Source organism: Pseudooceanicola sp. NS-SX9 (genome assembly GCF_057380705.1).
In genome coordinates, this window is record NZ_JBXXRN010000006.1 from 16,306 (window position 1) to 41,148 (window position 24,843).

Genomic DNA, 24,843 nt, shown 5'->3' on the forward strand with positions numbered 1-24,843 from the left:
TCGGCGCAGGCGGCAAGTCGGAAAGGGTTCGTCACGCGAGATCTCCTGCTCACAAGAGGTGTTTGAGTTGCGGTGCAGGGAGGAAACGCCAGTGTCTTTTGGGTCCTGCCATGACGTTGAGGTAGTACATCTGGACGCCCGGGGGGGCGGCGCAGGGGTGGTGGCCGCGGGGGACCAGGACGACGTCGCCATCCGCTACGGCCATGGTCTCGTCCAGCTGGCCGTCGTCGGTATAGACCCGTTGCAGCCCAAAGCCGCAGCCCGGGTCCAGGCGGTGGTAGTAGGTTTCCTCGAGGTAGGTGATGCGGGGAAAGTCGTCCTCGTCATGGCGGTGGCTGGGGTAGCTGGACCAGTGGCCCGCGGGGGTGAAGACCTCGGTCACCAGCAGGCTGTCGCACCAGTCGTCGGCCTCCATGGCGATGTTGTTGATGTAGCGCGTGTTGGTGCCCTCGCCGCGGGCCGTCAGGGTGATCCCCTCGGGGCCGATGCGGCGCGCCGGATGGCCGCCCCGACCCGGTGCCGAACAGACCGCAAGGGTGCATTCGGTCGTGGCCTCGACGCTCCATTCGCTGCCGTCCGGAACATAGAGGCTGTGCGGCGGCAGGCGCTCGAAGACCGACATCCGCTCGCCCAGCTCGCCCCAGTCGCGGCCCGCGGCGGTGATCCGCGCCCGGCCCTCGACCAGCACCAGGATGACCTCACGCGGGCCGGTCAGCGCGGCGGTGCTCTCGCCCGGCCGCAGCCGGTGCAGGGAAAAGCCCACGTAGCGCCAGCCGGCGCTTTGCGGGGTGATGCGGTGGACTTCGCCATGCCGGCCGAAGGGTTTCTTCAGAAGGGGGCTCATGAGGGATCCTTTCAGTGGGGTCCGGGGCCGCCATGGCCCCGGGACGGCAGGTCAACAGGCCCGGAACCGGGCCGGGGGTGGCGCAACCAGGCGCCTCGTCCGGCCCTGCCCTGCGGCCCGCGGGGCGGGATGGGCGCGGCCCCTTCCGGGGCGGCGGCAAGTGGGCGGATGGCGCGGGGGCCAGAGCCCCGGGCGCCCCGCCCCGACAGCCCCTGCCGCCAGCGGGCCGGGGGCCAGGGTGGGGCCGAGCCCCCTCCGGGCCAGGCCGCGCCGCAGACCGGCGGGCGGCACGGGCCAGCCGTCGGTGCCACGCGGCCCGGCCAGCGCCCGGCGCGGGGCGGCCATCAGGCCACCGCCGCCGGGATCAGACCCGCCTCGGCCGCCATCTGCCGCAGGCTGCGCAACCCCATCTGCTGGTAATGGCGCGGATCGCGCAGGGCGCTGTCCTGCTCGGCCTCGATGACGATCCAGCCGTCATAGCCCGCCTCGGCCGCAGCCTTCAGCACCGGGGCAAAATCCACCACCCCCTCGGGATCGCCGGGCACGGTGAAGGCACCGCGCCGCACCCCCTCAAGAAAGCTCAGCCCCTGGGCGCGGACCTCGGCGGCGATGCCGGGGCGCACGTTCTTGCAATGGATATGGCTGACCCGGTCCATGTAGCGCGCCGCCAGAACCGCCGGATCGGCGCCGCCGAACCAGGCATGCCCGGTGTCCAGCAGCAGCCGCGTATGCGGCCCCGCCATCGCCATGAAACGCTCGATATCCGCCGCGCTCTCGATGATCGTGCCCATGTGGTGGTGATAGCCCATCGCCACCCCCTCCTCGCGGGCGATCCGCGACAGCTCCTCGTACCCGGCCGAGAACCGCTCCCAGCCGGCCTCCGACAGCACCGGCCGGTCATTGACCGCCACCGCATCCGTGCCATGCACCGTGTTCGAACATTCGCAGGCGTTGACATGGCTGCCACCGGCGGCACGGGTGAAGGCGATCCAGTCGCGCAGCCGGGCGACCTCGGTCTGCAGGTCGTTGACCAGCAGGTTGGTCGAGAACCACCCGGCCGCGAACCGCAGCCCGTAGCCATCCAGAACGGCACGCAGCGCGGGGCCGTCATCGGGCATCTTGTGGCCCTTCTCGATGCCGTCAAAGCCGATCTCGCGGCAATCGGACAGGCAGTCCGCAAGGCTCAGGTGGTCGCCGATCGACCAGTCGTCGTCATTGGACCAGGCAATGGGGTTGGTGCCGAACAGGATCATCGGTCTCTCCGTACAGGAAGGAAAAAGGGCAGGCGCCCGCCGTCAGTTGAGCAGCCGCTGCCGCGCGGCATTCTGCAGATAGCGCAGATGGGCGGCGCGGGTGCTCTCGGGGCCGCCGGTCTCGGGGACGGCCACGTCCCAGAAGCAGCCGGGCGCGCCGGACGCGCTCTGCAGGCCGGTGCCGGGGAAATCGCGGGCCTGGGTCTCGATGACCAGCACCGTGGGGATCTGACGCTGCCGCGCCGCCGCCAGCTCGGCCTCCAGCTGGTCGGTCCCGGCGACCTTCACCGCATGCGCCCCCATCGCCGCCGCATGCATCGCATAGTCGATCTCGGGCTGGGCCTCGACGGCGCAATCGACATACATGTTGTTGAACGCCACCCCGCCACAGCCCAGCGTCTGCAGCCGGTTGATGCAGCCGTAGCCGCGGTTGTCGGTCAGCACCACGGTGAAGGGGATCCGCCGCATCACCGCCGTCGCCAGCTCTGAATTGGCCAGCATGTAGCTGCCGTCGCCGACAAAGCAGATCACCTCGCGCTCCGGGCAGGCCAGCTTCAGCCCCATCGCACCGGCCACCTCGTAGCCCATGCAGCTGTAGCCGTATTCCATGTGATAGCCCCCCTGCCCCGCCTGCCACAGCAGCTTCAGCGCCCCGGGCATGGTGCCTGCCGCGCACAGCACCACCGCATCGGCGCGGCTGGCCCGCTGCACCGCGCCGATCACCTGCGCATCCGTCGGCAGCGCCGCCTGGGCCGCGGGCCGCGCACAATGCTGATCCACCGCCGCCAGCCAGTCCGCCCGCGCCGCCGCATCCGGCGGATCGCCCCGGTAGCCCTGCAACGCCCCCCCGAGCGCCTCCAGCCCCACCCGCGCATCCGCCACCAGGCTCTCGGCGCCATGCTTGGCGGCGTCATAGGCCTGGATGTTCAGCGCCACCAGCGGCACCCCGGCGCCGAACAGCGTCCGCGACCCGGTGGTGAAATCCTGCAGCCGCGTGCCGATGGCGATCACCAGATCCGCCTGCCGCGCCACCGCATTCGCCGCAGCCGACCCATCCACACCCGCCGCGCCAAAGTTCATCTCATGCGCTTGCGGCAGCGCCGACTTGCCGGCCTGCGTCTCGATCACCGGGATCCGGTGGCGCGTCGCGAAATCCGCCAGCATTGCCTCGGCCCCGGCATAGATCACCCCGCCGCCGCACACGATCACCGGCCGCCGCGCCGCCCGGATCCGCGCCGCCACCCGCGCCAGCTCGGCCGCATCCGGCGCCGGGCGGCGGATGTGCCAGACCCGCGGCGCAAAGAACGCCTCGGGAAAATCATGCGCCTCGGCCTGCACATCCTGGCAAAAGGCCAGGGTGACGGGGCCGCAGCCCGCCGGATCGGTCAGCACCCGCAGCGCCCGGGGCAGCGCGCTCAGCAGCTGCTCGGGTCGGGTGATGCGGTCGAAATAGCGGCTGACGGGCCGGAAACAGTCGCTGGCGCTGACCGTGCCGTCGTCGAAATCCTCGACCTGCTGCAGCACCGGATCCGGGCGCCGGCCCGCAAAGACATCCCCCGCCACGATCAGCAGCGGCAACCGGTTCACATGCGCCAGCGCGGCCGCCGTCACCACATTGGTCGACCCCGGCCCGATCGAGGTCGTCACCGCCATCGCCCGCCGCCGCTTCTTCGCCTTCGCAAAGGCGATGGCCGCATGGGCCATGGTCTGCTCGTTCTGGCCGCGCCAGGTCGGCAGCACCTCCTGCGCCTCCGCCAGCGCCGCCCCGATCCCCGCCACATTGCCATGGCCAAAGATCGCCCAGACGCCCTCGATGAACCGCTCACCGTCCTCGGTCTGCTGCACCGACAGCCAGCGCACCATCGCCTGCGCCGCCGTCATCGTGATGGTCTTCGTCATCCGCTCTTCCTCCCGGCCGCAACGGGCTTCCCCGTCATCTGGCCCAAAATACTCCGGGGGTGCGGGGGCTGGCCCCCGCCGCCGCCCCTTCAGGCGGCGCTGCGTCCCGCACGGGCCCGCGCGCCATCCCAGATCTCGCACAGCCGCCGGTAGCGGCCCGCCATCTGCGCCACCGCCTCCGCATCGCCCAGCCGGCCCGCCATCCACTCCCGCGCCGCAGCGCCAAAGATCGTCCGGCCCACCGCAAAGCCCTTCACCAGCGGATGCCGCGCCGCCACCGCGAAACTGGCCGCCAGCTCCGCCTCGGGCGCATCCAGCCCCAGCACCACGATGCCGCGGGTATGGGGATCGTTCTCCTCGATGGCGCGGATCGCCTCCGCCCAGGCCGCATCGCTCTGCAGCGGCTCCAGCTTCCACCAGTCGGGATGGATCCCGGCCGCGTAGAACTGCCGGATCAGCACCGCCGTCGTGTCCTCGTCCACCGGACCCACCTTCGAGGGGATGATCTCCAGCAGGCACTCCAGCCCGTTGCGCCGCCCCGCCGTGAACAGCCGCCGCACCGTCGCCTCCTGGGCCGCACGCAGGCCGGGATCATCCTGCGGATGGCAGAAGCACAGCACCTTGATGACATTCTCGCGCGCCCAGGCCCGGAGCCCCCCCAGATCCTCGCCCAGATCCGGCTCCAGCGTCAGCGGCCGCGAGCCCGGCCATTCACAGGGCCGCCCGATCCACAGCCCCGAGCCGCTGGCCGCCTGCAGCGCCTGCCGCCCGATCCGGTCATCGCACAGGATCCCGTGCCCCGGACGGCCCTCGGCCACCTGCAGCGCCGCGCGCAGGCACAGCGCCTTGAAGGCGCCACCCTTCGCAGGCGTATAGCCCGGCAGCTCTTCCAGCTGCATCCGGTGGTCGAAGGCAAAGACCCGCATCTCGGGCCAGTGGCCCTTGCGCGTGGTGGCCCAGTGCAGCTGGTCCAGCGCCGCATCATTGCGCAGATCCGGCCGCACGACCCCGCGCTCCAGGAAGAACTGCAGCTCTTCCCAGCTCGGGTAGGCCGGGGTGCAGCCATGGCGCGACACCGCGAAGGCGCCGCAGGCATTGGCGTATGTCAGCGCCACCGGCCAGTCCTCGCCGTCCAGCCAGCCCTTCAGCAGACCGGAAAAGAACCCGTCCCCCGCGCCCAGCACGTTGAACACCTCGATCGGGAAACCGGGGCCGCTCTGGCCCTGATCCAGGCTGTCGGGGATCGCGCCCTCGAAGGCCACGGCGCCCGCGGCACCGCGCTTGCACACCAGCACCGCATCGCTGACCGCCCGCACCGCCCGCAGCGCCGCGATCGTGTCGGTCGTGCCGCCGGCAATGTGGAACTCTTCCTCGGTGCCCACGATCAGGTCGAAATGGTGCAGCACCTGCTGCAACTGCGCCGTGACGGCGGCGCTTTCGACAAAGCGGCTCTCACCCTCGCCATGGCCCGCCACGCCCCACAGGTTGGGGCGATAGTCGATGTCCAGCGCCCGGCGCGCGCCATGTTTGGCCGCCAGCTCCAGCGCCTTCAGCACCGCCGCCCGGGTCCGCGGGTGGCTCAGATGCGTGCCGGTGGGCACCACCGCCCGGGCCCGCGCGATCAGCGCCTCGTCGATGTCATCCTCGCACAGCGCCATGTCGGCGCAGTTCTCGCGGTAGAAGATCAGCGGAAACTGCTCCGCGTCGCGGATCCCCAGGATCACCAGCGCCGTCAGCCGCTCCGGATCGGTCTTCACCCCCGCCGTCTCGACCCCCTCGCGCGCCAGTTCCTCAAGGATGAAGCGCCCCATGTGTTCATTGCCCACACGGCTGATCAGCCCAGAGCGCAACCCAAGACGCGCCGTCCCGCAGGCGATGTTCGTCGGGCTGCCGCCAACGTACTTCTCGAACGTCCCCATGTCCTCAAGACGACCGCCAACCTGCAAACCGTAAAGATCAACGCCAGCTCGACCAATCGTCAATACGTCAAGGTCTTTCATCCGATGTTCCTTTCGATCGCCACCGGCCGCCCGTCCGAGGCCGCCATGGCGTGAATGACCGCCTCGATCCCGAGGCCTGCTGCGAAATCGGGGCCGCAGGGCGCCCCGCCGGCAATCGCCCGGCACAGGTCGCGGGCCTCGATGACCTTCTGTTCGTTGAAGCCGAAGTTGTGCCCCGGCGCCGGGCAGAAGGCGGCGAAATCGGGCTGATCGGGGCCGGTCAGGTGACGGGTAAAGCCCGCCTCTCCGGCCCGCATCAGCCATAGCTCGTTCATGTTTTCCTGATCAAAGACCAGCGTGCCTGCGGACCCGTGCACCTCCCAGGCCAGGCGGCACTTGCGGCCCCAGGCGACGCGGCTGGTGGCAAAGGAGCCCTGTGCGCCCGAGGCAAAGCGCAGCAGCGCCAGCGCGCTGTCTTCGTTTTCCACCCGCCGGGGGCCGTCCGGGGCGGGGCGCGCAGGCACCGCGATATGGGTCATCGCGGTCAGCTCCGCCACTGGCCCCATCAGCGCGATCATCTGACTCACGAGGTGGCAGCCCAGATCACCCAGGGCGCCCAGGCCGCCAGCCTCGCTCGTCATCCGCCAGGACCAGGGGAGGCTCGGGTCGGCGGAATAGTCCTCGTCATAGACACCGCGGAAACTGTGCGGCGTGCCGATGGCGCCTTCGGCGACAAGGCGGCAGGCGGCCTGAAAGGCCGGACTGCGCAGATAGTTGTAGCCCAGGATCGTGACCTGCCCGGGATGGGCGGCGGCGACCTGCGCCATGGCACGGGCATCGTCCAGCGTCAGCGCCATCGGCTTTTCCAGCCAGACATGCTTGCCCGCCTGCAGCGCGGCCTCGGCCATCGGACGATGCAGCCCGTTGGGCGCGGTGATCGACACCACGTCGACCAGGGGATCACGCACCGCATCCTGCCAGTCACTGGTGCCACGGGCAAAGCCCCAGTCCGCGGCGCGGGCCCGCGCCAGATCGGCATCGGCATCCGCCAGCACCTGCAGCCGCGGCGGCGCCCCGCCGAAGACCCGCGACAGGTTCCCCCAGGCCATGGCATGGCAGCGTCCCATGAAACCGGTGCCGATCAGCGCCACGCCCAGCGGGACCTGCGGCAATTCAGATCGTGCCACCAAGGGATCCCTCCAGTTCGGCCAGCTCCTGTCCGCCGGCCATCAGGTCCTGCAGCTCGGGGGCGGTGATGTCGCCCTTCTGGGCCGTGCCCAGGGTCTGGCCCCGGTTCAGCACGGTAAAGCGATCCCCCACCGCCAGCGCATGGCGCACGTTGTGGCTGATGAAGACCACCCCCACGCCCTGCCGCCGCACCCGGTCGATGGTAGAGAGCACGTTCGAGGTCTGCCGCACCCCAAGCGCCGAGGTCGGTTCGTCCAGGATCAGCACCTTGGCGCCGAAATAGACCGCCCGGGCGATGGCGACGGTCTGGCGTTCGCCCCCCGACAGCGTGCCCACCGCCTGATCGGGCGCGCGCAGGTTGATGCCCATCTTGCGCATCTCTTCCATGGTGATCTGGTTGGCCTGTTCCAGGTCAAAGCGCTTCAGCAGGCCCCTGCCCCTGGTCGGTTCCCGGCCCATGAAGAAGTTGCGGGTGACCGACATCAGCGGGATCATCGCAAGGTCCTGGAAGACGGTGGCAATCCCGGCCTCCATCGCGTCGCGGGGGCTGTCGAACGACAGCGGCTTGCCCTCGAAGGTGATCGAGCCCTCGCTGGGTTTGTGGACCCCGGACATGGTCTTGATGAAGGTCGACTTGCCGGCACCGTTGTCGCCCAGCAGGCAGTGGCATTCGCCGGGCACCACGTCGAAGGTGACGCCGTTCAGGGCGATGACATTGCCGAAGTGCTTCTTGATGCCTTCCATGTGGATGATGGGTTGGGTCATCTCAGCGTTCCCCCGTCACGCGCTTGCGGATTGCGTTGTTGAAGACCACGGCCAGCAGCAGCATCCCGCCCAGGAAGATCTGGAACCAGTCCTGATCGAAGTTGGTGTAGGTCAGCCCGATGGTGACCATGCCAAAGATGATCGCCCCGAAGAACGCCCCGATGGCCGAGCCATAGCCCCCCGTCAGCAGGCAGCCGCCGATCACCGCGGTGATGATGGCCTCGAATTCCTTCATGAAGCCGCGCCGCGCATCGGTGGATCCGGCATCGATCACGGTGATCACCGCCACAAGGGTCGCGGCCACCGCCGTCAGCATGAACAGCGCGATCTTCACCTTGCGCACCGGCACGCCGGAATTCTTGGCCGCATTGGTGTCGCCGCCGGTGGCGAAGATCCAGTTGCCCGCCGCCGTGCGCAGCAGCACATAGGTGCAGGCCAGCGCAAAGCCCAGGAACCACAGGATTTCCACCGGAATACCGGGGACCTTGGGGGCGCCGGACTTGAAGGTGTCGATCACCCCCGCATGGGCCAGACCCCGGAAGACAAAGCCAAGCGCGTCGCCGGAAAACAGCGGTGCCAGCCAGTCGCCCTGCACCGCATCGCGCACGCCGCGCAGCTGGGTGGACCCGCCGGTGAAGATCTTCAGCCCCACCAGCGCCGCGCCCCGCAGGATGAAGAGGCCCGCCAGCGTCACGATGAACGACGGCAGCCCGGTGCGCAGCACGATGGCGCCGTTCAGCGCGCCCACGCAGGCGGCGAAGGCCATGGTCAGCGGAATGGCCAGGATCAGCGGCAGCCCCAGATTGACGGTCAGCACGCCAAAGATCATGCCGGCAAAGGCCACCATTGACCCGATCGACAGGTCGAATTCACCGCCGATCATCAGCATGGCGGCGGCGATCCCCAGAATGCCCAGCTGGGCGGCGGGGGTCATGAAGTTCATGATGCCCGACAGGGTGAACATGGTGCGGTCGGCGGTGATCAGGAAGAACAGCGTGACCAGGATCACCCCTCCGATGGCGCCCAGCTCGGGGCGTTTCATCAGGCGGGTGGCGAAGGATTCGGGCGCAATGCGCTCATCGGTCTGCATGGCGATGTCGGCAGGCATAAGCCTCTCCCGTTCTGGAGCGGGGGCCGCGCGCGCCTCGCGCGGCCCGGGGGGCATGGGCGATCAGCGGATGCCCTTGGCGGACAGGTCGATCACCTTGGCGGCGGTCTCTTTGGTCACCAGATTGGGACCCGAGGGCACGTTGCCGCCGGGCATCAGCCCGTATTCGGCATTCAGCGCCAGGAAGACGACCGGCAGGTAGCCCTGCAGGAACTGCTGCTGGTCGATGGCAAAGGCCGCCTTGCCGTCGGCCACGTCCTTCAGAAAGCCCGCCGACAGGTCGAAACTGGCCACCAGCACGTCACTGCGGCCAAGCGCCTGCACCGCCGCCACCGCCGGTTCCCCCACCAGCGAGGCCCCAAGGCCCAGCACGGTGTTCACGTCCGGGTCCGATTGCAGCGCGGCGCGCACCTTGGATTCGACCTCGGCCGGGTCGTTCTGGGTCGGGATCACCGTGACCTCGTGGCCAAAGCCCTCGGCAAAGCCCGCGCAGCGCTGGTCGAGCGAGACGTTGCCGACCTCCTGGTTGACGCAGATGCCCTTGGTGCCGCCCATCTCGGCCAGCTTTTCACCGGCGGTCTTGCCGGCGTCGAATTCCGACTGGCCGACATGCAGCTTCGCGCCCAGCTCCTTCGAGACATCCGAGCCCGCATTCATCGAGATCACCGGAATGCCCGCCTCGACCGCGCGCTTGATCGAGGGCCCGAGCGCATCGGCATCGGGGATCGAGACCACCAGCCCGTCGGGCTCCTGGTTGACGGCGGCGTCGATCATCTGGCTCATCTGGACCATGTCGAAAGTCTCGGGCGAGCGGAAATCGACGTTGACGCCCATGTCCTTGCCGGCCTTCTGGGCACCGTTCTTGACGACCGACCAGAACGGGTCGTTGGCCTGGCCATGGGCCACGACGATGATGTCGGTGGCCATCGCCGGCGCAGCCGCGCACAGCCCCGCCAGAACGGCGGATGCGATAAGGGTCTTCATGTGGTTCCTCCCATTGGATGACCGGGGTTGATCCCCGGCAGTCACCGGCCCTCCTGCCGGTGGTGGACCGGTGCCCGCGCGGGCACCGGAAGGCGGCCCTCCTCAAGGCCGAGGCGGGTTACAGCCGGACCGGACCGCCCTGCTGCAACGAGGCCGTGGCGGCCTCGGCCAGGGCCAGCGCGTCGATGCCGTCGGCCAGCGTCACCGGCAGGGGCGTGCCCTGCGTCACGGCGCCGACGAAGGCGTCCCATTCCGCCGCATAGGCCGGCATGTAACGTTCAAGGAAAAAGTAGGTGGGCTTGGCACCGGTGACGCCCGCCGTGGTGGACTTGATCACCGTGTTCTCCAGCATGTTCTGCGCCTGCAGCAGGCCTTCCGAACCCAGCAGCTCGACCCGCTGGTCATAGCCATAGACCGCGCGGCGGCTGTTCTTGATGACGGCGATCCGGCCATCGGCATAGGACAGGGTGACAACGGCCGTGGTCACATCCCCCGCCGCGCCGATCTCGTCCGAGACGATGGCGCTGCCCACCGCATGGACGCTGACCGGCGCACCGCCCATCAGGAAATTCGCCATGTCGAAATCGTGGATCATCATGTCCCGGAACAACCCGCCCGAGACCTTGATGTAGCTGACCGGCGGCGGTGCCGGATCAAAGCTGGTGACCGACAGCAGTTCCGGCGCGCCGATCTCTCCGGCTTCCAGCGCCGTCTTCAGCGCGGCAAAGTTCGGGTCGAAGCGGCGGTTGAAACCGATCATCACCGGACGGCCGGTGGCATCGGCGGCCCTCTGGCAAGCGCGGGCGCGCTCCAGCGACAGGTCCACCGGCTTTTCGCACAGCACCGCCTTGCCCGCCGCCGTCGCCGCCTCGATCAGATCCGAATGGGTGTCGGTCGAGGTCGCCACCAGAACCGCGTCGATGGCAGGATCGGCGATGATCTCGGCCGAGGTGCGGGCCTCGGCGCCATATTTCGCCCCCAGCGTTTCCGCAGCCCCCGCCATCACATCCGACACCGCCACCAGGCAACTGCCCGGATGAGCTGCAATATTCACCGCATGCACCTGACCGATCCGGCCGGCGCCTAGCAATCCAACTTTCAGCATTCCGTCTCCTCCCGCAGCGAGTCGCCGCGTCTCCTCCGGCACCTTGCCCTAGCGTTGCACCCGCGTGCAATCCTTAATTGCACCCGCGTGCAAGATTTTTGCACCCGAGTGCACGAGGACGGGACATTCCCCCCGATCCCCGCTATGATCAGGACCAGGACCAGGGAGACCACGACACCGATGACCGACAAGAAGACCTTCGAGACCAGCCTGCACGTGACCGCCGACGACGTGGCCGCCGCCGCGGGCGTGTCGCGCTGGACGGTGAACCGGGCGTTCAAGAAGGATGCCTCGATCTCGCCGCGCACGCGCGAGAAGGTGATGCAGGCGGCCGAGGCCCTGGGCTATGTGCCCGACCTGCGCGCGGCCAGCCTGGCCTCGGACCGGTCGAACCTGGTGGCGCTGCTGGTCGACGATTTCGCCAATCCCCACAAGCTGGTGATGATGGAGCGGCTGACGCGCGTGCTGCGCCGGCATGGCTGGGATACGCTGCTGGTCAACTCGCTCGACAAGGAAGACGCGGGGCCGGCGCTGCTGAACGCCAGCCAGCGGCGGGTCGATGCGGTGATCCTGATCGGCATCCAGTTCGACGACGAGGTGCTGGAGGCCGCCCACCATGCCCGCCGCTTTCGCAAGCTGATCATCTTTGCCCGCAGTTCACAGAACCCCGACACGATCTCGATCGCGGTGGATGACGTGCGGGCGATGACGCAGATCGCCGAATACGTCCATGGCCGCGGCTACCAGCGGCCGATGTTCCTGGCCGGGCCGCGCACCGCCTCGGCGCATCTGCTGCGCAAGGAAACCTTCCTGGGCTACTGGCGCCAGCGCACCGGCGCCACGCCCGATTGCGTCGGGGTCGATGCCTATGATCCGACGCTGGCCTCGGACGTGGTGGCACAGGCGCTGCGGGGCCGGGCGCAGATGCCCGATGTCATCGTCTGCGAGAACGACGCCCTGGCGCTTGGCACGATCGACGCGATCCGCCACGTGCTGGGCCTTCGGGTGCCGCAGGACATTGCCGTGACGGGCTTTGACGACGTGCCGCAGACCACAAGCCCGAACTACCGCCTGACCACCTATCGCCAGCCCCTGACCGAGATGGCCGAATATCTGGTCGAGGTGCTGGAAAGCCACGAGGCCCGGGACTTTGACCGCCTGTTCGAGGGCCAGATGGTGATCCGCGACAGCGCCTGATCCCACCCCGCCCTGCCGTAGCGTCGGCCGGGCGGGGGCTTGCCACGGGCCCCGGCTTCGTGGTGTATGTTATGGTATAACGTAACACACCCGAGAGAGCCCATGCCCCACCGCGATCCCCGCCTGCCCGTCACCGTCCTGTCCGGCTTTCTGGGGGCGGGCAAGACGACGCTGCTGAATGCCGTGCTGAACAACCGCGAGGGCCGCCGCGTCGCGGTCATCGTCAACGACATGTCCGAGGTCAACATCGACGCCGATCTGGTCCGTGACGGCGGCGCCGACCTCAGCCAGACGCAGGAAAAGCTGGTCGAGATGACCAACGGCTGCATCTGCTGCACCCTGCGCGACGACCTGCTGACCGAGGTTCGCCGCCTTGCCGCCGAAGACCGCTTTGACTACCTGCTGATCGAGGGCACCGGGATCGCCGAGCCCCTGCCGGTGGCCGCCACCTTCGAATTCCGCGACGAGAGCGGCGACAGCCTGTCGGACGTGGCGCGGCTGGATACGATGGTGACGGTGGTCGACACGATCCACCTGCTGAAGGACTATTCCAGCCATGATTTCCTGCGCGACCGGGGCGAAACCGCGGGCGAGGGCGATGAACGCACCATCGTCGATCTGCTGGTCGACCAGGTGGAATTCGCCGATGTGGTGGTGCTGAACAAGGTCACGGATGCCGGCCCCGAACGCCTGGCCGCCGCCCGCGCCATCATCACCGCGCTGAACCCCGATGCCCGGATCCTGGAAACTGACCATGGCCGGGTCGACCCCGACCAGATCCTTGATACCGGGCTGTTCGACTTCGAGACCGCCCATGAACATCCGCTCTGGGCGAAGGAGCTGTACGGCTTTGCCGACCACACCCCCGAGACCGAGGAATACGGCGTCACCTCCTTCGTCTACCGCGCCCGGCGGCCCTTTGATCCGCAGCGCATCCATGACGTGCTGAACGGCGATCTGCCGGGCGTGATCCGCGCCAAGGGGCATTTCTGGATCGCCACCCGGCCGGACTGGCTGGCGGAATTCTCGCTGGCGGGGGCGCTGTCGACGGTGCGACCGCTGGGCCAGTGGTGGGCCAGCGTCTCCGAGGCGCGCCGCCCGACCCATCCGCAGGCCGTGGCCTATCTGGCGCAGCACTGGCAGGCGCCCTGGGGCGATCGCCGGCAGGAACTGGTCTTTATCGGCACCGGCATGGACCGCGCGGCGATCACCGCGGCGCTGGACGGCGCGCTGCTGCCCGACACCGCCTTTGCCCCCGAGGCCTGGACGCAGCTGCCCGATCCCTTCCCCGCCTGGCGCCGCGCCGCATGACGAACCTTGCCAGCAGCCTGCCACGGCGGCGGCAGGCCCGCGACCCGATGCGCAGCTATGATGCCCTGCCCGCGCCGCTGCGGGCCTGGCTGGCGCAGGCGGCGCTGCCCTGGTCTCCCGCCTCGGCCCGGCGCAGCTGGACCCGGGCGCTGGCGGCGGCCCGCGGCGATCCCGCCCGCGCGCTCGAGCACCTCACCCGGACCGAGGCCGCGCTGCTGGGTCGCGATGCCCCGAAGGTCTGGGGCCCGGACCACCCGACCGCCCGCTGATTCTGCCCCGAAGCCGCCCCCATCCGGGCGGCTTCGTACATGTTGCGCCTGCAACAACGGCACCATCGCCTATTTGCTACGCAAAATCCGCCCATCCGCTGCACCCATGCCAGCAAGGCCCTTCCCGCCAATTGCCGCGCTGCAAACTGCCGTGCAGATCTTGCATACAAGATTGATCTGCAAACCCGGACGGGAGACGACGTGCCAAGGGGAATTGAAAATACGCTGCTGTCCGCGGTCGTCGAAGGCCGCATGCCCCCGGGGTCCAAGCTGTCGGAAACCCAGCTGGCCGAGGCCTTCGGGGTGTCCCGCACCCTGATCCGCGAGGCCCTGACACGGCTGGAAACCCGCCGCATCGTCCGGGTCGAGGCCCGGCGCGGCTGGTTCGTCAACACCCCCGACGCCGAGGAAGCAGGCCAAGTCTATGCCACCCGGCGGTTCCTGGAATATGGCTTTCTGGCGAAATCGCAGCCCTTTGCCCCCGCCGCCATCGCCCGCCTGCGCGCCCATATCGAGGAAGAGCGCGCCGCCATCGCCGCCGGCGACAAAAGCACGCTGACCTACCTGATGGGCGACTTCCACGTCCGCGTCGCCGAGGCCTCGGGCAACCGCGCGCTGGTCGAGATGCTGCAGACCCTGACCGCACGCACCATCCTGATCTCGCTCTGCTACCAGTCCGAGATGAACGCGCTGGCCTCGCATAAGGATCATGTCGAGATCGTCGAGGCGATTGCCGCAGGCGACATGGAACGCGCCGCCCGCCTCAGCTTCGATCATCTGGAAGATGTCGAAGCGGGCCTCAACACCGATATCGCGCCGGACCCTCTGGGCAGCCTGCGTGACACCCTTCGACTGGACCGGGCGACCGGCGAAGGCCGCAAGACCCGCCGCCCCGAAGACCAAACCGCATCATCAAATCAAACAGAAAAAACAGATCTGGGGAACTAACATGCTGACCAAGCGCCACTTTCTTGCCGCCGCCGCCGCCGCCACGCTGACGCTGATCGGGGGCGCGCAGACCGCCTTCGCGGATGCGCTTGCGGACATCACCTCCAAGGGGACGATCCGCATCGCCGTGCCGCAGGACTTTCCGCCGTTCGGCTCAGTCGGCATCGACATGAAACCGCAGGGCTACGATATCGACATGGCGGGCCTGATCGCCAAGCAGCTGGGCGTCAAGCTGGAGCTGGTGCCGGTGACCTCGGCCAACCGCATCCCCTACCTGCAGACCGGCAAGGTGGATCTGGTGATCTCGTCCATGGGCAAGAATGCCGAGCGTGAGGCCGTGATCGACTTTTCGACCGCCTATGCGCCCTTCTACAACGGCGTCTTCGCCCCCGCCGACACCAAGATCGCCGATGCGGCCGATCTGGCCGGCAAGACCGTCGGCGTCACCCGCGGCTCGATCGAGGATCTGGAGCTGACGAAGGTCGCTCCCGAAGGCGCGACGCTGAAACGGTATGAGGACAACAACGGCACGATCTCGGCCTTCCTGTCGGGTCAGGTGGATGCGATCGCCACCGGCAACGTCGTGGCCGCCGCCATCGTCGCCCGCAAGCCGCCGAAAAAGCCCGAGATGAAGTTCCTGATCAAGAACTCGCCCTGCTACATCGGCATGAACAAGAACGAGGGCGCGCTGAAGGACAAGGTGGATGCGATCATCGCCGAGGCCAAGACCGATGGCGATCTGAACAAGATCTCGCAGAAATGGCTGGGCATGGACCTGCCGTCGGATCTGTAACCCCCACCCAGAACGCCCCGGCCCGCCCGGGGCGTTCGCCTTCCTCCCGAAAGTTCCGACATGAGCTATCATTTCAACTTTGACTGGGTGGCGACCTACTGGCCGGTCTTCCTGTCGGGGATCTGGATGACCATCCAGCTGATCCTGGTGGGTGGCATCTGCGGCGTGGCGCTTGGCATCTTCTGCGCCTGGGCCCGCACCCAGGGCCCCAGGGCCTTGGGCTGGATCGTCGCCATCTACGTCGAGCTGATCCGCAACACCCCCTTCCTGATCCAGCTGTTCTTCATCTTCTTCGGCCTGCCCGCCATCGGTGTGCACATGAACGAGGTCGCCGCCGCCATGTTGGCCATGGTGATCAACCTTGGCGCCTACAGCGCCGAGATCATCCGCGCCGGCATCGAGGCCACCCCCAAGGGCCAGTTCGAGGCCGGGGCCTCGCTTGCCATGTCGCCGATCCAGACCTTCCGCCACGTGGTTCTGGTGCCCGCACTGCAAAAGATCTGGCCGGCGCTGGCCAGCCAGGTGGTGATCGTCATGCTGGGCTCTTCGGTGGTCAGCCAGATCGCCGTGCAGGACCTGACCTATGCCGCGAACTTCACCCAGTCGCGCACCTTCCGCGCCTTCGAGGCCTATTTTGCCTCGACGCTGATCTATCTGGCGCTGGCCATCGTGCTGCGCTATGCGCTGCTGCGCTTCGGCGACGTGATCTTTGCCACCCGGCGGAGGGCCAGCCGATGACCCAGTTCACGCTACCGGAAATCCTGATGGCGCTGATCCATGCCACCGGCTGGACCATCGTGCTGTCGCTGGTCAGCTTTGCGGGCGGCGGCCTGCTGGGTCTGGCGCTGCTGTTCGCGCGCATCGGCAAGCGGCGCTGGCTGCAACGGCTGGTGCAGGGCTATACGGAACTGTTCCAGGGCACGCCGCTGCTGATGCAGCTGTTCCTGGCGTTCTTCGGCCTGGGGCTGTTCGGCATCGACGTGGCCCCCTGGGTCGCCGCCACCGTGGCGCTGATCCTGTGGACCGCAGCCTTCCTGGCGGAAATCTGGCGCGGCTGCGTCACCGCCATCCCGAAGGGCCAGTGGGAGGCCTCGGCATCCCTTGGCATGACCTATTTCGAACAGATGCGCCATGTGGTGCTGCCGCAGGCGCTGAAGATCTCGATCCCGCCCACCGTGGGGTTCTCGGTTCAGGTGGTGAAGGGCACGGCGCTGACCTCGATCATCGGCTTTGTCGAGGTGACGAAGGCCGGCACCATCCTGGCCAATGCCACCTTCCAGCCCTTCACCGTCTACGGCCTCGTGGCCCTCATCTACTTCTGCCTGTGCTTCCCGCTGTCCTACAGCGCCAAGGTGCTTGAAAGGAAAATGAATGTCGCTCATCGCCATTGACGCCCTGCGCAAAAGCTATGGCAGCAACGAGGTGCTGAAGGGCATCGACCTGCATATCGAGAAGGGCGAGGTGATCGCGCTGATCGGCAAGTCGGGCTCGGGCAAATCCACCCTGCTGCGCTGCATCAACGGGCTGGAGACGATCAACGAAGGCGCCATCACCGTCGGCGGTCAGCAGCTGGTCAACGATGAGCTGCACCTGAGGAACCTGCGCCAGAAGGTCGGCATGATCTTCCAGCAGTTCAATCTGTTCCCGCACAAGACCGCCGGGCAGAACGTCATGCTGGCGCAGCAGGTGGTCAAGAAGAAACCAAAGGCCGAGGCCGAGGCAATGGCCCGCCGGATGATGGAGCGCGTGGGCCTGGCCGACAAGTTCGACAGCTATCCCGACCAGCTGTCGGGCGGCCAGCAGCAGCGCGTCGCCATCGCCCGGGCGCTGGCGATGGAGCCCACGGCGCTGCTCTGCGACGAGGTGACATCGGCCCTTGACCCGGAACTGGTGGCCGAGGTGCTGCAGGTGGTGCGCGACCTGGCGAAGGAGGGCATGACCCTGGTCATGGTCACGCACGAGATGGCCTTTGCCCGCGACGTGTGCTCGCGTCTGGTGTTCATGCACCAGGGCCGCATCCACGAGGTCGGCCGCCCGGAAGAGGTCTTTGCCAATCCGAAAACGCCCGAGCTGCGCAGCTTCATCGGGATGCACTGAACGCGTTCCCGACAGCATCGCCGGGCCCCTTCGGGGGCCCAGTGCCGTTTCAGCCCGGTGCCTATTCAGGCGGGGGCCGGTTCAGCCCAGCGGGCCACCCTCGATCGTGGCCTCCAGGCCGCGCATGATGTTGCTGCCGTCCTCGCGGCGCAGCTCGTCATACCAGGCCCGGTTCGCCTCGGGGTTCAGCGCATGGGTGACATCGCAGCGCTTGCGCGCCTTCAGCACCAGATCGCGGGCGCGTTCGGTGCGGCGGCTCTGGTAGCGCAGCAGGGCGTCCTCGATGCCGTTGGTATGGCTTTGCAGCGCCATCGACAGCACGATCGCATCCTCCATCGCCAGGCAGCCGCCCTGACCGATGTCGGGGGTGGTGTTGTGTGCGCTATCGCCCAGCAGCGCAACGCGGCCCTTCACCCAGGTCATGAACGGGTCGATGTCGTGGATCTCGACCCGGTTGGTGGTCTCGGGGTCGAAGGCCGCGATCAGGTCCTGCACGGGTTTCGCCCAGCCCTTGAAATGGCCCTTCAGATCCGCCTTGTAGGCGGCGCGGTCATTGGCCAGCCCGGCGGCCAGCGGCACGTCGAAGAAGAAATAGAAGCGGTTGTCGGCGATGGGCATCAGCGACACCCGCTTGCCCTCGCCCACGAAGGTCGTCCAGCGGTCGGCGGGCGCCAGCGCCTCGTCGATGCGCACCAGTCCGTTCCAGTTCACATAGCCCGCATAGCGGCGCTCGGGCGTCACGCCCAGCACGTATGGGCGCACCATGGAATGCGCGCCATCGGCGCCGATCAGCAGATCGCCCCGGTCGGTCGAACCATCATCCAGCGTCACCTGCACCGACACGCCATCATCGTGCAGCGCCACCAGGCTGCGGCCCAGCGTGATGTCCTGCGGCCCGAAGGCCTGCATCATCATGCCCTGAAGCTCGGCGCGCGAGACCGGATAGGGGCGCTGGCCGACGCGGTCGTAAAGCCCCGCCAGGCTGAAATCCGTCATCGCCTCGCCGGTCAGGCCATCGACATAGGCCATGCTGTCCATGCGCCCGCCGATGCGGGTCATCTGGTCGCCAAGACCAAGGTAATTCAGGCACTTGACCCCGTTCGACCAGACCGAGATCGCCGCACCCACGGGGCGGATTTCCTTCACCCGCTCATAGATATGCACCTGATGGCCCAGACGTTTCAGCGCGATCCCCGCAGAGAGGCCGCCGATCCCGGCCCCGGCAATGATGATTTTCATGGGTATTTCCTTGCTTGCCTGCCCCCTCTCTCAGAGATCGAGGACGAGGACACGGCTTTTCGCTCGAGAGCAACATATCGTGAGCTGATTGCAAGCCGCCTGTTCCTCGGGGCTCAGCACGATGTCGCGATGATCGGGATCGCCGGCCAGAATGCCTGTCAGGCAGGCACCGCACATGCCGGATTCGCACGACAGTTCGATGGCCACGCCATTGGCCTGCAGCACCTGCGCGATGGTGCGGTCGGCGGGCACGGCAAAGCGCGCGCCGCTCGAGGCGATCTCGACCTCGAAATCACCGTCCCCGGCCGACCCTGCGGCGGCGGGGTGAAAGCGTTCGACCACCAACTGGTCTGCGCCCCAACCGGCCGCCGCCATGCGGGTTTCCAAAAGGTCCAGAAACCCGTTCGGACCGCAGGCCATCACCGTGACGCCCGGATCGGGGGCCGCGATCCAGTCGGGCGTTCCATCGCGAAACCGCACGCCCTCGCAGCCCAGATGCAGGGTGGTGTCGGGGCCGGTCATCTCGGGGGCAAAGGCCAGCCGGGCGCGGGCGCGTTCGTAGTGATGCCAGTGCACCAGCCGCCCGGCACAGCGCAGCGCCTGCGCCATGGGCCGCAGCGGCGTCACGCCGATGCCCGCCGACACCAGAACCACCGGCCCCGCGTCCGGCAGCGCAAAGAGGTTGCGCGGCGGCGACACCCTGACCCGGGCACCGATCCGCAGATCCTCGTGCAGCGACCGCGATCCCCCGCGCGAGGCCGTGTCCCGGCGCACACAGATCAGGTAATGGTCACGCACCCCCGGATCGCCGCACAGCGAATACTGCCGCGACAGCCCCGCAGGCGTGTGCAGATCGACATGGGCGCCGGGGGTGAAGGCGGGCAGCGCCCCCCCTTGCGGATCGCGCAGTTCGATATCCAGATTGCCCGCCCCGTTCAGGCGCAGCAGGGAAACGATCAGCTCCATCGGCGCGCTCATGCGATGAAGAAATGGCTGAGGCCCAGCCCCTTCAGCGCCCGCCGATAAGCGATCGAGGACCGGTCGGCGGGGATATGCGCCTCCAGCCGCGGATCGAGGGGCAGCGCCTCGGGCATCTGGCGTTCGACCATCTCGGCATCCTCGGCAAAGACGGCATGGTTGAAGGCATGAACGTCCTCGACCGGCAGATCGGTGTCGAAATTCCGCGCAATCGGGCAGAACAGCCGCGTCTTGCGGGCCGAAACCGGCGAGGCGGCGTTCAGGATCGACAGCTTGCCGCCTTCGGGGAAATGCACCGTCAGATGCGCGGTGAAGGGCGGCGTGCAGCGGTAATGGCGCAGCCAGCGGAAATCCTCGTCGGCAAGGTGCAGCTTGTCGGGGGCGAAATTGCTGATCGTCGACCAGTATTCGGCCTCAAAGCCATGGTCGGTGGGGCGCACCTCGTAGGCGGGGACCTCGGTCTTGTCGGGATCGGCGAAGGTGCCGGTGTGGATGAAGGCGAAATGCGCCACGTCCAGGAACCCCTCGACCTGGCGGCCCGCGAAACCGGCGATGTCGTAGTGCGGCACGTTGATCTGCTGGAACCCCTCGTCGTCCCAATGCGGCATGGCGGGCAGGGTGTCGGGGCGCTGGCCGGGGCGCAGGCAGGTCCAGACCAGACCGTAGGCCAGTTGCACCGGGTAGCTGCGCAGGTTCAGCTTGGCCGGGATCGCGCCACCGGGATGCGCCGGAACCTTGACGCATTTGCCACCCGCACCGAACTGCAGCCCGTGATAGGGGCAGCGCACCCCCTGGCAATCCGGGTTCGACCCCATGGTCAGCGGCACGCCGCGATGGGTGCAGATGTCATCGGCCACCACGATGTCGTCCCCGGCGCGGTAGACCACCAGCCGCTGGTCCAGCAGCACGGCGCCCGTCAGGCCCTTTTCCATCACGTCAGAGACCTCGGCCACCGGATACCAGTGGGTCGCCAGGATCTGCCAGTCGGCGGCATCGAAGGTGCAGTTGCGCGGCAGATCGGCATCGGGGGTCATCGGGGCGGCAGGGGCGTTCACGGCGGGCAATCCTGTGCTTGCATCGGGTCGCCCCCAGGATGGCTGGACGGGGGCATCCACTTCAAACATCTTGTTTCGCAGTTTCCATTGCAAAAAAGAGAACGCCCCGCGATGCAGCCCTTTTCCCGCGCGCTGGTCTATTTCACCGAGGTCGCCCGTCAGGGGTCGATCCGCAGGGCCTCCGAGGCGCTGAATGTCTCGGCCTCGGCCATCGACCGGCAGATCCTGGCGGCGGAACGGCAGATGGGGGTGGCGCTGTTTTCCCGGCTGCCATCGGGAATGCGGCTGACGGCGGCGGGCGAGCTGCTGCTGGGCGCCGCGCAGGACTGGCAGCGCGGCTTTGGCCGCACTCAGGAGCAGATTGCGGATCTGTCGGGGCTGCGGCGCGGCCATGTGCGGGTGGCGATGATCGACGCGCTGAACCGGGGTTTCCTGCCGCGTCTGCTGGCCGGGTTCCGCCGCGACCATCCCGGCATCACGCTGGAGCTGATCATCCGCGACAACGAGGGGATCACCGACACGGTCGTCTCGGGCGAGGCCGACATGGGCGTGCTGCTGAACCCCAGCCTGTCGCGCGATCTGATCGTGCGCAGCTTCCGGGAAATGCCGGTGGGCTACGTGGTGCCGCCCGGCCATCCCTTCACCGCCGCCCCCACCCTGCGCTTTGCCGCCTGCATGGGCGAGGATTTCATCGCCCCCGATGACCCTCTGGAGATCGCCAGCCAGCTGCGCACCCTGCGCGCGATGACCCATCCGGGACCGGCGCCGGTGATCTGCTCGAACAGCATCACGATGATCAAGTCGCTGGTCCGGCAGGGCGCGGGGATCACCATCCTGAACCGCATCGATGTCGCGGCCGAGGTCGCCTCGGGCGCGCTGGCCTTCGTGCCGCTGGCGGAACCGGCGCTGCGGCCGGGCACGCTGGCGCTGTGCGTGGCGCGCCAGGTGCAGATGTCGCGGGCCGGGGGCGCCCTGCTGACCCGGATCGAGACCGCCCCCGACTGGCTGACCTGACCCTAACCGTGGACCATCACGCTCATCAGTCCGGCCAGTGACAGCACCGACAGCGCCGTCGTCAGCAGCAGCACCCGCCCCGTCAGAAGCGCCTCGCGGCCGTAGAATTCCGCCAGCATGAAGGGGCCGGTGCCGGTGGGCAGCGCCGCCAGCAGCACCGCCGTCTGCACCAGCACCGGTGGCAGGCCCAGAAGCGGCCCGGCGACCAGCCAGGTGATCAGCGGCTGGCCCACCAGCTTCAGCATCACCAGCACCGCCTGCACCCCCTGCCCGGCCGCAGGCTTGCGCCCGGCGTTTTCCGCCAGAAACAGCCCAAGCGCCAGCAGCGCGCAGGGCGAGGCCGCGCCCCCCAACAGCTTCAGATAGGCATCGGCCTGATGCGGTACATGGATCCCGAAGCCCAGGCAGATCAACCCCGCCACCGGCGCCAGCAGCAGCGGATTGGTGATCAGCGAGGCTCCGATGCGCCGCGTCATCGCCAGCTTGTCACCGCCGGTTTCGCCCAGGCCCACCTCGATCAGCACGATGGCCACGCCGAACAGCACGGTGATCGTCAGGATGTTGGCCACCAGCGTCGCCCCCATCGCCGATTGCCCCAGCACCGCCAGGATCAGCGGAATGCCGATGAAACCGGTGTTGGCATAGCTGGCGTTCAGCGCCTCGATCGCGGCATCGGCCAGGCTGCGGGTCTGGCGCAGCCGCAGCCACAGCGTCGCCAGGAACATCGCCGCCGACCCGGCCGAGAACGCCAGGATGAAGCCCGGCTGCCAGATCTGGCTGAGCCGCGCGTTGATCATGATGTCGAACAGCAGCGCCGGCAGCGCCAGCTTGACGACCAGGCGGTTGATCTCTTTCGAGGCCTGCGGGCCTAGGGCACCGGTGCGGCGCGCGACATAGCCGGTCAGGATCAGGGCAAAGACCGGCAGCACGATGGACATGTTGGAAAGCATGGGAGGAGTCTTCTGGAGGAGGAAAGCTGCCCTTTTCCCTAGACCTGCGGTTCGATACACTCCAATCCATATTTCATGACCAATCAATGCAGGAAAGGTATCAATGGATCTGCGTCAGATGCGCTGCTTCGTCACCCTGGCCGAGACGCTGCACTTTGGCCACGCGGCGGCGCGGATGCACATGACCCAGCCGCCCTTCAGCCGCCAGATCGCCAACCTCGAGGCCGACCTGGGCGTGACGCTGGTGGAGCGGACCTCGCGGCGGGTGGTGCTGACCGCCGCCGGCGAACAGTTCCTGGCCGATGCCCGCCGCGTGCTGGACGGGATCGAGGGCGCCCGCCGCGACGCCCGCGCCGTGGCCGAGGGCCGCCAGGGCGTGCTGCGCTTCGGCTTCATGATGCACGCGGCGCATCTGGTCGTGCCGCGCGCCGTGCGCCGCTATACCGAACTGCGCCCCCATGTCCGGCTGCATCTGGCCGAGACCACCCCCGGCGACATCACGCGCCAGCTGCTGGGCGGGCGGCTGGATGCGGCCATCAACTTCGACGACACCCGCCCGCCGCAGCTGCGCGCGATCCCGGTGCATACCGAACGGCTGTGCTTCGTCTCGCATCCCGACCACCCGCTGGCCGGGCGTCCGCTGATCCGCGCCGCCGACCTGGAGGGGCAGGAGCTGCTGGTGGTGCCTGCCCATACCGCCCCGTCGCTGCGCGGCGCCGTCACCGGCTATCTGCGCGCCGGCGGCGTGCTGCCCCGCATCCGGTTCGAGCCGCAGTTGCAGAACACCATCCTGCGGCTGGTGGCGGCGGATCTGGGGGTGGCGCTGGTGCCGGAATCGATCATCGGCGGCGCCAGCGCCGACGTGATCGCCCGCCCGTTGCAGGACGCCCCGGAACTGCCCGTGGTCCTGCAGGTGCCCCGCGACAGCGACAACCCCGCCCTGCCGCCGCTGATCGAGCTGGCCGAAACCGGCGCCCTGTCCTAGATCCCCGCGCCCCTGTCGGCCGCCCCGTCCTGCCCCGCCACCCGGGCCCGGTAGGCCGAGGGCGTCTCGCCGCGCAGCGCCCGGAACCGGCGCGAGAAATAGGACGGGTCCTCGAAGCCCAGCCGATAACCCACCTCGGCCGCGCCCAGCCGGGTGAAGGCCAGCAGGCGGGCGGCCTCGGTCATCACGGCCCGGTCCAGATGGCGCGAGGCGCTCTGGCCGGTTGCGGCATGGCAGATCCGGTTCAGATGGCCCGCGGTGATGCCAAGCGCGCGGGCATGGTCCGACACCCGCCAGCCCTGCCCCATGCGGACGGTGATCTGCGCCTCGAAGGCCTCCATCCGGGGATCGCCGTGATGGGCCCGGGCGGCTTCCCCGGGGTGGGTGGCGGCCAGCACGGCAAACAGCGCATGGGTCAGCGCCACCAGCTGGGTTGCGCGAAAAATGCCAGCAGATGCGAAGTGACCCGCCAGCTGGTCCATCAGCGCCACGGCGAAATCCGGCGCCCCGGCGCTGAAGGGCGCGCGCAGCACCCGCGCCAGATCCTCGGAGGCGCGCGCCATCGCCGCCACCACGGGGGCGGGAAACGACAGCACCAGCCCCTCGCAGCCCTTGCGGAACTGGAAGGCATGGACCACGCCCGCCGGCACGAACAGGAACTGGCCATCGTCCAGGCGCCCCTCCTGCCCGTCCAGGCGCACCTTGGCCGCCCCCTGCCGCATGAAGAAGACCTGCACCATCTCGTGGTGGCGATGCGGGGAAATCACCCAGTCATGCAGGCGCGCCCGGTCCCAGATCCGTTCGCAATGGATGACATCGGGAAAGGCGCTGGTTTCCCCGAACAGGGTGAAGACGGGAATGGGCTCGGACCGGGGCATGCACGAATAGTACCAGCCTTTGCAAGGCGCGTCCATTCGGTCG

At 68.3% G+C, this 24,843-nt stretch carries 24 protein-coding genes; 10 read left to right on the plus strand and 14 right to left on the minus strand.

Going from position 1 to position 24,843, the window contains the following annotated elements; genetic code table 11:
• Window positions 1-49 precede the first annotated feature (49 nt).
• The 9 genes from iolB to iolG form a co-directional block, all read right to left on the minus strand.
• Window positions 50-844 carry a 5-deoxy-glucuronate isomerase gene (gene iolB, locus AC2ITM_RS22125; RefSeq protein WP_486469568.1) on the minus strand — a complete coding sequence of 265 codons (795 nt, stop codon included), beginning with the start codon at window positions 842-844 and terminating at the stop codon, window positions 50-52.
• Window positions 845-1,188: 344 nt separating this feature from the next.
• Window positions 1,189-2,097 carry a myo-inosose-2 dehydratase gene (gene iolE, locus AC2ITM_RS22130; RefSeq protein ID WP_486469569.1) on the minus strand — a complete coding sequence of 303 codons (909 nt, stop codon included), beginning with the start codon at window positions 2,095-2,097 and terminating at the stop codon, window positions 1,189-1,191.
• 42 nt (window positions 2,098-2,139) lie between these two features.
• Window positions 2,140-3,996, minus strand: a complete 1,857-nt coding sequence (gene iolD / locus AC2ITM_RS22135) for a 3D-(3,5/4)-trihydroxycyclohexane-1,2-dione acylhydrolase (decyclizing) (RefSeq protein ID WP_486469570.1) — start codon at window positions 3,994-3,996, stop codon at window positions 2,140-2,142.
• An 89-nt stretch (window positions 3,997-4,085) separates the two neighbouring features.
• Window positions 4,086-5,996 carry a bifunctional 5-dehydro-2-deoxygluconokinase/5-dehydro-2-deoxyphosphogluconate aldolase gene (locus AC2ITM_RS22140; protein WP_486470562.1) on the minus strand — a complete coding sequence of 637 codons (1,911 nt, stop codon included), beginning with the start codon at window positions 5,994-5,996 and terminating at the stop codon, window positions 4,086-4,088.
• Window positions 5,993-7,063: a Gfo/Idh/MocA family protein gene (locus tag AC2ITM_RS22145; RefSeq protein WP_486470644.1), complete on the minus strand. Its 1,071-nt coding sequence runs from the start codon at window positions 7,061-7,063 to the stop codon at window positions 5,993-5,995. The genes AC2ITM_RS22140 and AC2ITM_RS22145 overlap by 4 nt, the downstream gene beginning before the upstream one ends.
• Window positions 7,064-7,109: 46 nt before the next feature.
• Window positions 7,110-7,889 (minus strand): ATP-binding cassette domain-containing protein, encoded by a 780-nt coding sequence (locus AC2ITM_RS22150; protein WP_486470563.1) that lies wholly within the window; start codon window positions 7,887-7,889, stop codon window positions 7,110-7,112.
• Between the two features lies 1 nt (window position 7,890).
• Window positions 7,891-8,997: an ABC transporter permease gene (locus tag AC2ITM_RS22155; protein ID WP_486470564.1), complete on the minus strand. Its 1,107-nt coding sequence runs from the start codon at window positions 8,995-8,997 to the stop codon at window positions 7,891-7,893.
• A gap of 63 nt (window positions 8,998-9,060) precedes the next feature.
• Window positions 9,061-9,981, minus strand: coding sequence for a sugar ABC transporter substrate-binding protein (locus AC2ITM_RS22160; RefSeq protein WP_486470565.1), 921 nt, complete (start codon window positions 9,979-9,981; stop codon window positions 9,061-9,063).
• Between the two features lie 118 nt (window positions 9,982-10,099).
• Window positions 10,100-11,086: an inositol 2-dehydrogenase gene (iolG, locus tag AC2ITM_RS22165; RefSeq protein ID WP_486470566.1), complete on the minus strand. Its 987-nt coding sequence runs from the start codon at window positions 11,084-11,086 to the stop codon at window positions 10,100-10,102.
• A 180-nt stretch (window positions 11,087-11,266) separates the two neighbouring features.
• Here iolG and AC2ITM_RS22170 point away from each other — a divergent pair, with 180 nt between their 5' ends.
• The 8 genes from AC2ITM_RS22170 to AC2ITM_RS22205 all read left to right on the plus strand — a co-directional run bounded on the left by AC2ITM_RS22170 (window position 11,267) and on the right by AC2ITM_RS22205 (window position 17,701).
• A complete protein-coding gene (locus tag AC2ITM_RS22170; protein WP_486470567.1) occupies window positions 11,267-12,283 on the plus strand; it encodes a LacI family DNA-binding transcriptional regulator in 1,017 nt (338 codons plus the stop codon).
• A 102-nt stretch (window positions 12,284-12,385) separates the two neighbouring features.
• Complete coding sequence (locus AC2ITM_RS22175; protein WP_486470568.1) at window positions 12,386-13,594, plus strand: GTP-binding protein; 1,209 nt, start codon at window positions 12,386-12,388, stop codon at window positions 13,592-13,594.
• Complete coding sequence (locus tag AC2ITM_RS22180) at window positions 13,591-13,863, plus strand: DUF6525 family protein (RefSeq protein ID WP_486470569.1); 273 nt, start codon at window positions 13,591-13,593, stop codon at window positions 13,861-13,863. Before AC2ITM_RS22175 ends, AC2ITM_RS22180 begins: the two co-directional genes overlap by 4 nt.
• A 252-nt stretch (window positions 13,864-14,115) precedes the next feature.
• Complete coding sequence (locus AC2ITM_RS22185) at window positions 14,116-14,811, plus strand: GntR family transcriptional regulator (protein ID WP_486470570.1); 696 nt, start codon at window positions 14,116-14,118, stop codon at window positions 14,809-14,811.
• A gap of 1 nt (window position 14,812) precedes the next feature.
• Complete coding sequence (locus AC2ITM_RS22190; RefSeq protein WP_486470571.1) at window positions 14,813-15,604, plus strand: transporter substrate-binding domain-containing protein; 792 nt, start codon at window positions 14,813-14,815, stop codon at window positions 15,602-15,604.
• A 60-nt stretch (window positions 15,605-15,664) separates the two neighbouring features.
• Complete coding sequence (locus tag AC2ITM_RS22195; protein ID WP_486470572.1) at window positions 15,665-16,342, plus strand: amino acid ABC transporter permease; 678 nt, start codon at window positions 15,665-15,667, stop codon at window positions 16,340-16,342.
• Complete coding sequence (locus AC2ITM_RS22200) at window positions 16,339-16,995, plus strand: amino acid ABC transporter permease (RefSeq protein WP_486470573.1); 657 nt, start codon at window positions 16,339-16,341, stop codon at window positions 16,993-16,995. The genes AC2ITM_RS22195 and AC2ITM_RS22200 overlap by 4 nt, the downstream gene beginning before the upstream one ends.
• Window positions 16,976-17,701: an amino acid ABC transporter ATP-binding protein gene (locus AC2ITM_RS22205; protein WP_486470574.1), complete on the plus strand. Its 726-nt coding sequence runs from the start codon at window positions 16,976-16,978 to the stop codon at window positions 17,699-17,701. Before AC2ITM_RS22200 ends, AC2ITM_RS22205 begins: the two co-directional genes overlap by 20 nt.
• Before the next feature lie 81 nt (window positions 17,702-17,782).
• Here AC2ITM_RS22205 and hpxO read toward each other — a convergent pair whose 3' ends face one another.
• The 3 genes from hpxO to AC2ITM_RS22220 are packed head-to-tail and all read right to left on the minus strand — an operon-like array spanning window position 17,783 to window position 20,973.
• On the minus strand, window positions 17,783-18,940 hold the full coding sequence (hpxO, locus tag AC2ITM_RS22210; RefSeq protein WP_486470575.1) for an FAD-dependent urate hydroxylase HpxO: 1,158 nt from the start codon (window positions 18,938-18,940) through the stop codon (window positions 17,783-17,785).
• Window positions 18,941-18,970: 30 nt separating this feature from the next.
• Window positions 18,971-19,906, minus strand: a complete 936-nt coding sequence (locus AC2ITM_RS22215; protein WP_486470576.1) for a PDR/VanB family oxidoreductase — start codon at window positions 19,904-19,906, stop codon at window positions 18,971-18,973.
• 8 nt (window positions 19,907-19,914) lie between these two features.
• Complete coding sequence (locus AC2ITM_RS22220) at window positions 19,915-20,973, minus strand: Rieske 2Fe-2S domain-containing protein (RefSeq protein ID WP_486470577.1); 1,059 nt, start codon at window positions 20,971-20,973, stop codon at window positions 19,915-19,917.
• A gap of 111 nt (window positions 20,974-21,084) precedes the next feature.
• Between AC2ITM_RS22220 and AC2ITM_RS22225 the strand changes: the two genes are divergently transcribed.
• Window positions 21,085-21,987, plus strand: a complete 903-nt coding sequence (locus AC2ITM_RS22225; protein ID WP_486470578.1) for a LysR family transcriptional regulator — start codon at window positions 21,085-21,087, stop codon at window positions 21,985-21,987.
• Between the two features lie 2 nt (window positions 21,988-21,989).
• Here the strand turns inward: AC2ITM_RS22225 and AC2ITM_RS22230 are convergent, their stop codons facing one another.
• A complete protein-coding gene (locus AC2ITM_RS22230) occupies window positions 21,990-22,937 on the minus strand; it encodes an AEC family transporter (RefSeq protein ID WP_486470579.1) in 948 nt (315 codons plus the stop codon).
• A gap of 103 nt (window positions 22,938-23,040) precedes the next feature.
• On the opposite strand from AC2ITM_RS22230, the gene AC2ITM_RS22235 reads away from it, so the two are divergent.
• Complete coding sequence (locus AC2ITM_RS22235) at window positions 23,041-23,922, plus strand: LysR family transcriptional regulator (RefSeq protein ID WP_486470580.1); 882 nt, start codon at window positions 23,041-23,043, stop codon at window positions 23,920-23,922.
• Here the strand turns inward: AC2ITM_RS22235 and AC2ITM_RS22240 are convergent.
• Window positions 23,919-24,836 carry a helix-turn-helix domain-containing protein gene (locus AC2ITM_RS22240; protein WP_486470581.1) on the minus strand — a complete coding sequence of 306 codons (918 nt, stop codon included), beginning with the start codon at window positions 24,834-24,836 and terminating at the stop codon, window positions 23,919-23,921. The two genes, AC2ITM_RS22235 and AC2ITM_RS22240, sit on opposite strands and share 4 nt — an antisense overlap.
• Window positions 24,837-24,843: the final 7 nt, after the last annotated feature.